The sequence below is a fragment of the Pseudoalteromonas sp. T1lg88 genome, from assembly GCF_002964765.1.
In the GTDB taxonomy this organism is placed as follows: Bacteria; Pseudomonadota; Gammaproteobacteria; order Enterobacterales; family Alteromonadaceae; genus Pseudoalteromonas.
On the sequence record NZ_PQCF01000031.1, the window covers coordinates 242,639 to 251,538 of the forward strand.

10 protein-coding genes are annotated in these 8,900 nt (G+C 48.5%); 7 read left to right on the top strand and 3 right to left on the bottom strand.

Annotated elements, in window-relative coordinates; translation table 11 throughout:
* Nucleotides 1–46: 46 nt before the first annotated feature.
* The 7 genes from C2M34_RS10260 to ilvN all read left to right on the top strand — a co-directional run bounded on the left by C2M34_RS10260 (nt 47) and on the right by ilvN (nt 6,891).
* Nucleotides 47–373 carry a hypothetical protein gene (locus tag C2M34_RS10260; RefSeq protein ID WP_105258709.1) on the top strand — a complete coding sequence of 109 codons (327 nt, stop codon included), beginning with the start codon at nt 47–49 and terminating at the stop codon, nt 371–373.
* A gap of 25 nt (nt 374–398) precedes the next feature.
* Complete coding sequence (gene ppnN, locus C2M34_RS10265; RefSeq protein WP_105201405.1) at nt 399–1,742, top strand: nucleotide 5'-monophosphate nucleosidase PpnN; 1,344 nt, start codon at nt 399–401, stop codon at nt 1,740–1,742.
* Between the two features lie 14 nt (nt 1,743–1,756).
* Nucleotides 1,757–2,560 (top strand): 5'-3' exonuclease H3TH domain-containing protein, encoded by an 804-nt coding sequence (locus C2M34_RS10270; protein WP_234398796.1) that lies wholly within the window; start codon nt 1,757–1,759, stop codon nt 2,558–2,560.
* 60 nt (nt 2,561–2,620) lie between these two features.
* Nucleotides 2,621–3,013: a DUF3192 domain-containing protein gene (locus C2M34_RS10275; protein WP_105201407.1), complete on the top strand. Its 393-nt coding sequence runs from the start codon at nt 2,621–2,623 to the stop codon at nt 3,011–3,013.
* Nucleotides 3,014–3,321: 308 nt separating this feature from the next.
* Complete coding sequence (locus C2M34_RS10280; RefSeq protein WP_105201408.1) at nt 3,322–4,329, top strand: isocitrate dehydrogenase; 1,008 nt, start codon at nt 3,322–3,324, stop codon at nt 4,327–4,329.
* A 340-nt stretch (nt 4,330–4,669) separates the two neighbouring features.
* Complete coding sequence (locus C2M34_RS10285; RefSeq protein ID WP_105201409.1) at nt 4,670–6,394, top strand: acetolactate synthase 3 large subunit; 1,725 nt, start codon at nt 4,670–4,672, stop codon at nt 6,392–6,394.
* Nucleotides 6,394–6,891, top strand: coding sequence for an acetolactate synthase small subunit (gene ilvN / locus C2M34_RS10290; protein ID WP_105201410.1), 498 nt, complete (start codon nt 6,394–6,396; stop codon nt 6,889–6,891). The genes C2M34_RS10285 and ilvN overlap by 1 nt, the downstream gene beginning before the upstream one ends.
* Nucleotides 6,892–7,045: 154 nt before the next feature.
* On the opposite strand, the gene C2M34_RS10295 is transcribed toward ilvN, so the two are convergent.
* From C2M34_RS10295 to C2M34_RS10305, 3 genes are all read right to left on the bottom strand, one after another.
* Entirely contained in the window at nt 7,046–7,426 is a 381-nt protein-coding gene (locus C2M34_RS10295) for a hypothetical protein (RefSeq protein ID WP_158681423.1), read from the bottom strand.
* A gap of 104 nt (nt 7,427–7,530) precedes the next feature.
* A complete protein-coding gene (locus C2M34_RS10300) occupies nt 7,531–7,749 on the bottom strand; it encodes a hypothetical protein (protein ID WP_105258712.1) in 219 nt (72 codons plus the stop codon).
* 431 nt (nt 7,750–8,180) lie between these two features.
* A partial coding sequence (locus C2M34_RS10305; protein ID WP_234398797.1) for a transposase occupies nt 8,181–8,900 on the bottom strand: 720 nt, incomplete at its 5' end.

An 8,900-nucleotide genomic window follows, 5' to 3' on the forward strand; every position in this document is an offset into this window, starting at 1 on the left:
AAATTTTCGACAAAAACCTGATACATAATCAGTATTTGCAATAATTATGTTGTACACTGGAAAATATAATAACGAAAAAGGATTGCAGGGCGTGTCACTACAGTTTGAGACTATAAAAAGAAAGTCACATTCAGCTATTTCAGAACACCAGAGCATAGAAATGACGCGGCAGGAACAAGCCGTCACCCTTGCACAATTTATCGCGAAGTTATCGCTCATCTGCAAAGGAATCGCTTGCGAGCTGGATTATCCATTAGCCAGTATTCGTGAGCAGTTGCAGCCCGACGACCGTTTTCAGGAACTCGGTTCCATTATTTCCGAGCTCACCGCCCGAAAAGCCTTCGGCCACGATTCTTTAGTGGTCAAGAAATAGCCAAGTTTAAGTAAAGGAGTAGGCTATGAAAATACAGCTCAACCCAACTGGGGTACTCAACTTACTTTCGCAATTGGAAGTAGATTTACTGGAACAATCAACCACCGACCGCTATCGGTTGTTTCGCAACTGCGCGTTGGCGGTGCTTAACGTGGGCAGTCATACCGACTCCAGCGCCGAGATTTATGACAGCTATAAAGACTTTAATATCAGTTTGGTGGTGCGCGAGCGCGGCATTAAAATAGAACTAACCAATCCACCGCAGACGGCGTTTGTCGACGGTGATATTATTCGCGGTATTCACGAACATATTTTTTCTGTTATCCGTGATATTTTGTTTATTTGTCAAAGACATCACACTATGCACGAAGCCGATCCCAGAGCCATCACGCACATGGTCTTTGATATGCTGCGCAATGCCAACGCCCTGGAAGTAAACACCGACCCTAACATGGTAGTGTGCTGGGGCGGCCATTCCATTAATGAAGTCGAATATCATTACGCCAAGGAAGTAGGTTATCAGCTTGGTCTGCGCGGCCTGAATATTTGTACCGGCTGTGGCCCAGGTGCCATGAAGGGGCCGATGAAGGGCGCCACCATAGGCCATGCCAAACAAAGGATCTCCAACCCACGTTACTTGGGGTTGACCGAACCGAGCATTATCGCCGCCGAGCCGCCCAATCCTATCGTCAATGAACTGGTGATCCTACCTGATATCGAAAAGCGCCTTGAGGCCTTTGTACGCGTGGCGCACGCCATTATTATTTTCCCTGGAGGCGCCGGTACCGCCGAAGAACTGCTTTATTTGCTCGGTATCTTGCTGCATCCGGAGAACGACAAACAACAATTGCCGGTGATCCTCACCGGGCCCGCAGAAAGCCGTGCCTATTTTGATGAAATCGTTACCTTTGTCGGCGATACCTTAGGTCCGGAAGCGCTGGACAAATTCGAGGTGATCATCGACGATCCTGCGCTTGTCGCCCGCACGGTGAAACAAAGCATGCAGGATGTGCGCGACTACCGCCGCCAGCATGGCGATGCCTATTATTTCAATTGGACGCTGCGTATCGACCCCGAGTTTCAGGCACCCTTTGTGCCCAACCATGACAATATGGCGGCATTGAACTTGCACCTCAACCAACCCAAACAGCAGTTGGCAGCGAATCTTCGCCGCGCCTTCTCGGGCATAGTAGCTGGTAACGTTAAGGACGAAGGCATTCGCGCCATAGGCCAGCATGGGGTGTTCGAGCTATGCGGTGACCCTGAGCTTATGGGTAAAATGGATGCCCTGCTTAGCGCCTTTGTGGCTCAGGGTCGAATGAAGCTGCCCGGCAGTGCCTATATACCCTGTTACACCATCCAGACTTAGGCCCAAACCTGACAATGCAATTATTACTGATCGATGCGCTGAACCTCATTCGGCGCATATACGCCGTATGTGAAAGCCAATACGGTGCCCATAGTGAACAAGCCATAGAGCAGGCCATTATCCGTGTGGAGCGAGCGTTAGCCAAACTTAAGGCCCAGCACAAGCCCCAGTATGCGTTGGCCGCCTTTGACGGCGACAGCAGTTGGCGCTATGAGTTTTTCTCTGCTTACAAGGCCTCTCGTAAACCCATGCCCGAGGCACTGAGCAAACAGCTGCCGCGCTTTATGAATGCCATTAACGCCCAGAAAATAGCCGTGGTGCGCGCCATCAACGAAGAGGCGGACGATGTCCTCGCCACCTTGGCCGCCAAGGCCAATAAACAAGGTATCGAGGTGGTGATAGTCTCCACCGATAAGGGCTACCTGCCACTCATTGAGCAGGGGGTTATGGTGTTCGACTACTTTACCCAAGCCGAGCGTACCGTCGCCGAGGTGCAACAAAAATACGGTATAGATGCCGCGCGCCTGTGGCAGTATTTCGCCCTGGTGGGCGATAAAACAAATGATATTCCCGGAGTCAGCGGCATAGGCGCCAAGTCGGCACAGGCACTGCTAAGCCAATATCCCAGCGTCGCCGATGCCCTAAACACTGAGCCCGATGGTAAGATTCAGCAGCTTTTAGCTCGGCATTTGCCAGACTATGTACGCGCCTTGGCCCTGGTGTCACTGCGTACAGACATAGATTTGGGTATCTCCTTAAAACAATTACGCCTAAGCGCGGATGCGCCACAAATTACGCTGCATACATCGCAAATTTAGCATTGCCAAAATGAACTAGGTATACTGGCCCAAGGTGTTCGGCTTTAAGGGTAAAAACTGATGTGGACTAAGGTCTTAAAATACATAATTCTCGGTATCGGCGTATATGCGGCAATAGCCACCTTGGTGATGAGCCTGTATAAGGATGATCCCGGCTCCATGGTGTGGCAAGACAGAGAGGCCTATAACAAACGTTTTATTGCCAAGCTCGACTCCACCTCGCCTATGCATATCGAAGAAGTGCTGGCCACCTTGGGCACCCCAGATCTTACCTTTGTAAAGCGCCGCGGTGAGGATATCTACCAGATAGTGTTTTATCGCACCCAGCATGTAAAAGCCGATGGCATTACCACCAAAGACGAGTGCACCGGGTTATTGTTTAAAAACAAAAAGCTGCTCGTTTGGGGGCAACAGGCCGAGCTGGCCTATGACAAAGTCGACTTACAATCCTAAGCAGGACCAAGGCGAGCTGAGCACCTAAAATTGTTTGTTCGCATTCTTCCCTATAACTAGATTCAGCCCTTATTTTTAATAGCTGAAAAGCGGCTGAAACCCCCAGTACAATTCATCTTATTTATAATGGAAATAACATATATTTAAATGCCATATACTGGAAAATTAGGGGTTTAACTGCTATAAATCGCCCTGAATTCTCACGTAAATTTCCGCCACCCTCATCAGCTTTCTAATTACCCACAACAGCTTTGTGCGGCTATGCTATTGGTGTCGGACTCATCTATCAGTTTTAAGGAAATTGTTAAATGGCTAAGCAAACCATTACTGTCATCAAAGGCGATGGCATAGGTCCCAGCATTATTGATTCAGCTCTGGAAATTCTAAACGCCGCCGGTTGTGACTTTGACTACGAATTTGTTGATGCCGGTCTGGCCGCACTGGAAAAAACCGGTGAGCTATTACCGCCAGAGACGCTTGAAGCCATTGAACGCAACAAGATCACCCTAAAAGGCCCATTGACGACTCCGGTTGGCGAAGGCTTTACCTCAATCAACGTCACCCTGCGTAAGCAATTTAACCTGTATGCCAATGTGCGTCCGGTTAAATCATTTGCCGGTACCAAAGCACGCTATGAAGACATCGACATCATCACGGTGCGTGAAAATACTCAGGGCATGTACTCGGGTCTTGGCCAGGTAGTATCGGACGATGGCAACGAAGCGGAAGCCATGTCAAAAATCACCCGCGAAGGTGCAGAGAAGATAGTCACTTTCGCTTATGAACTTGCCCGTCGCGAAGGCCGTAAGAAGGTGACCGCGGTACACAAGGCCAACATTCTAAAATCGACTTCCGGCCTGTTTTTGAAGGTTGCCCGCGAAGTAGCGGAGCGTTACCCGGATATCGAGTCGGCAGAGATGATCGTTGATGCCGCCTGTATGAAGCTGGTTATGAACCCGGAAGAGTTCGACGTAATAGTTACAACCAACCTGTTCGGCGACATCCTCTCTGATCTGTGTGCCGGTCTAGTGGGTGGTCTGGGTATGGCGCCAGGTGCCAATATCGGTGAAAATGCCGCTATTTTCGAAGCAGTTCATGGCAGTGCGCCGGATATCGCCGGTAAAAACCTGGCCAACCCAACCTCGGTGATCCTAGCGTCTATTCAAATGCTTGAATACCTGGATATGGGTGAGACCGCAGAGCGCATTCGTGCGGCTGTGGCCGATGTGATCAAATCAGGTGACCGCACCACGCGCGATCTAGGTGGCGAACACGGCACCACAGACTTCACTGCGGCTGTGATCGAACGCCTATAACCCGGCATTCAACATAAAATATCTAAGCCAGCGTCAGCTGGCTTTTTTTCGTTCCAAAATAGGCACAAAAAGCAAGAAATAACCCTAAAAGGCAGATTGATATTCACTATAAGAATATTTTATCCAAAAACCCATTCATCAGGGTTGACATAAGTTGCCCAAAAAACTAACAATAACTAGGTCACCTTTAATTTATATCTAGGTAATACTATGTCGTTTATGTTGGTTCTCGTGGTTCTACTCGTGGTGGTCTTTAACCAGACTGCGGGGTAGGCGTGAGCCAACGTCTAGGCTAAACAACCCCCGCCCTTATGCGGGGGTTTTTTTTTGAGGAATGAGGATGAGTAAGCAACAATACAACGGCGGTGAGCTGGTTGTCGAAGCACTAAAGGAGCTAGGCGTTAACTATATTTTTGGTTACCCCGGCGGCTCGGTGCTGGATCTCTACGACGCACTGTTCGAACAAAATGATATCGAACATATCCTGGTGCGCCATGAACAGGCAGCCACCCATATGGCCGATGGCTATGCCCGCGCCACGGGTAAGGTGGGCGTGGTGCTGGCCACCTCAGGTCCAGGTGCCACCAACTGTGTTACCGGTATAGCCACCGCTTATATGGACTCCATCCCCATGGTGGTGATCTCAGGCCAGGTCCCCACTCACCTTATTGGCGATGATGCCTTCCAGGAAACCGATATTGTTGGTTGCTCTCGCCCCATAGTGAAACACAGCTTTAACTGCCGTCGCGCCGAGGAGATCCCCACCCTGCTTGCCAAGGCCTTTTATATTGCCAGCAGCGGCCGCCCGGGCCCGGTCGTGGTTGAGCTACCCAAGGATGTACTTAACCCGGCGGCCAAGTTTGATTTTAAAATGCCCCAGGATGTGGCCATCCGCACCTATAACCCAAGTAAAAAAGGCCACCCGAAACAAATAAAAAAAGCGGTCGAGGCCTTGCTAACGGCACAAAAACTGGTGATTTATTCAGGTGGCGGGGTGATCCTCTCCAACACCAGCGAACAGTTGACCGAACTGGTGGAAACCCTTAATGCCCCCTGCACCAATACCTTGATGGGGCTTGGTGCGCTGAGCGGTGAGCACCCGAACTTTATTGGCATGCTGGGTATGCACGGCACCTTAGAGGCCAATAAGGCTATGGCCCATGCCGATGTTATTTTGGCCCTGGGCGCCCGTTTTGATGATCGTGTTACCAATAATGTGCAAAAGTTTTGCCCCAACGCCACTATAGTTCATGTGGATGTCGACCCCACTTCGATTTCCAAAACCATCAGCGCCCATATTCCTGTGGTCGGTAGCCTGGACATGGTGTTGCCGCAGCTCTTGAGCGCCATTGCCAAGTCGGGACAAAGCATTGACCGCCATGCCCAGGAAGACTGGTGGCGACAAATCAATCGCTGGCGCGAGCAAAAATGTTTGAGCTACAGCCCGGGTGAAGAAAAAATCAAACCGCAAACCGTGATCGAAAAGCTCTATCAGGCCACTAATGGCGATGCCTATATCAGTTCGGATGTGGGCCAGCACCAGATGTTTGCCGCCCAGTACTACCCCTTTAAAAAGCCGCGTCAATGGATTAATTCCGGCGGTTTGGGCACCATGGGTTTCGGCTTACCGGCAGCCATGGGTGTTAAGCTGGCGTTTCGCGACCAGGAATCAATCTGCATTACCGGCGATGGTTCGATTCAGATGAACATCCAGGAGCTGTCCACCTGTTTGCAATATAACCTGGCGGTGAAAATCGTCTCCTTAAACAACCGCTCTTTAGGCATGGTCAGACAGTGGCAAGACATGCTCTACAGCGGCCGCCATTCCTCTTCTTACATGGAGTCTTTACCGGATTTCGTCAAGCTCGCCGAAAGCTATGGTCATGTGGGCATTCGCGTCGATCACCCCGATGAACTCGATGCCGCCATCGCAAAAATGATGAGTATTACTGATCGCCTGGTGTTTCTCGATGTCCGCGTCGATGAGCTTGAACATGTTTACCCAATGCAGATTAAACTCGGTGCCGTTGATGATATGTGGTTGAAAAAAGGAGTAAAAGCATAATGCGTCGTATACTTTCCATCTTACTTGAAAACGAACCCGGCTCCTTGTCACGCATCGTCGGCCTGTTTTCCCAACGCGCCTATAATATCGACAGTCTAGCGGTAGGCACCACGGACGATGCCTCGCTATCGCGCATCACCATCACCACTCAGGGGGGCGATCGGGTGCTGGAGCAAATCCTCAAGCAGGTGAATAAGCTGGTCGACGTGCTCAAAGTGATAGACTTAACCGAGCAAAGCCATATCGAGCGCGAGCTGCTCTTGGTCAAAGTGATAGCCCAGGACGAAAAAACTCGCGCCGCGGTGACCCGGGTTGTGGATGTTTTTGGTGGCGCCATCCTGGATATGGGCCGTATTAGTTATTCATTGCAACTGGCGGCGAGCACGGAAAAGCTGGAGTCCTTCCTCGATACCCTGCGCCATGAAACCGATATTATCGAAATGGTGCGCTCCGGCGCCATCGGCTTAGGCCGAGGCGATAAGGCATTAAAAGGGTAGGTAAAAATCGAAGCGGTACGTTCTGTGCCGCTTTCTATATGGCCAATGTCGAAGAGGTATACAGTTTCATACCTAAACTGTGCTGGGGGCTGTTTTTAAGATCAGCTCTGTGTCATTTTTGGACGGTAGTAACACCCCATCCATAATTGCCTTGTTAGGTATTTTTTTTACCAAACGAAATTAGTAGAGTATAGAAAACAACTATTAAGCCAGTATTAGCTAGAAATATATTCTGCACTGTAAAAGTATTTAAGAATATCAAAAAATAAGCTGATACCGCTGCGAGCAAGGCTAGGTAAAGCTTTGTGTACCTAATATTTCTTTCGCTTACTTTTTCCTTTCTGGCATCAAAGGCTATACCGAAATAGAGACTCCAATTAAACACAAATACCATCCCTGCTAATACGTACTTACTTCCTTTACCATGTTTTAAATATTGAAAAACCGGGTCTATAGTCTCTGGGCTATAAATCATTAGTAAATAAGGAAAAGCAGGAATCAATAAATAAACTAAATATCCTTTTAATCTACCCATAATCATAAATACCTAACGCCCCAAGCAGGGGCAATAACACGTAGGCTAAAATACGGAACGAAGTGACGGGAGCCTACGTGTTAGTGTCCCGCTTACTTGGTTTGTTAGGTAACCTTTAATACTTCATTTGCAACTTTAATAAAGTCATTTAGCTGTGCAGGGTCAGCACTGGAACCGTCTTCGAGTAAACCAATAAAGCTAACTAAATCACCAGTTAAAAGTTCACCTCGCTCATGAAACTGAAGTAGAAACTTTTCCATTATTTCATAGGCTTGCTTTAAAGATACTTTTTCTTGAAATTCCGTATCATTTACAGTTTTCACTTAACTTCCTTGGGTGACCTAACAATTTAATATCGAGCGATTGGGTCGTTTTTCTACCGCAACCTGTCTCGTTTTTGTCCTATGACCATTGATAGCAGATTCAGGAAGTGTTTGCCAGAACTTAAGTTTCTCGAAGTTTTAGAGGCGTGAACAAGACAAAAACGACCCATTGGTTCGTTTTCTTGACTATAAAATAACAAAGACACCCATCTTAAAGATAGAGTTTCGGCAACGGAAAAAATAACAAAGACACCCAATCGAAAGATTAAGTTTTTGCAACGGAATGAGGGGACATGGATTTTAAAGCGAGTATCGCCCAGTTCGAACGTTTTTCGACGATTTACCTTTCGTTATTATCATTTTCGTGAATTTTGGACGTGCGTATTGGATACTTCAGGCTTAATGAGCGATAAAGGGAAAGGAAGTTGAGTTTAAATAAACAGTGCTTGGCTGTTGCTTAAATCCACACGTCGTTTTCGGTGTTGATGCTGGCAGTAGGTTGTTAGTGCTTGCTCCTTCCCCACCGCGCCGCGAAAAACCTTGGTGAACGAGGTGGTCAGGGACAGCCAATTTACTGGGCTAATATCGAGTCGTTCAAGTATGGGGGTTGCGTCAGATGCAATATGGCCTAGTTTATCTTCTCGCATACAGCGCCCCGTCCACTCAACCAGCTCTAAGTAACTGCGTAGCTCAAAAGGCAGGCCTTTCGGCATAGGCTTACGAGGGTGTCCAACAAAACGCATTAAGGTAGAGGGTTGCTTACCCTTCTTTGCTGATGCAATTCGGGCTTTCACGCTCGTATAATCGGATTGCTCGGGTAACTCAGCAGCCTTTGCTCGAATCGGGTTTAAGTCCACATAGGCTAAGCAGGCAACAAGGGCTGCTTCATCAAGAAGCGCTTGAGATTTAAATCGGCCCTCCCAGAATCTGCCGGTGCATTCATCTTCACGATTAGCTTGACGGGCAATCCCTTCATTGAGTACCCGCATAAACCAGCTGATATCGCTAAGGCGCTCCCGATAAATCAAGATTCGGCATTGTAGCGCAGCCAATTCGGCCGTATCTAACGACTCCCCTTGCACAAAACGTTGACTGAGCAAGGTGCCTTTAAATAGTTTATGCCAACGCAGCACAATGGCTTTATCCGTTAA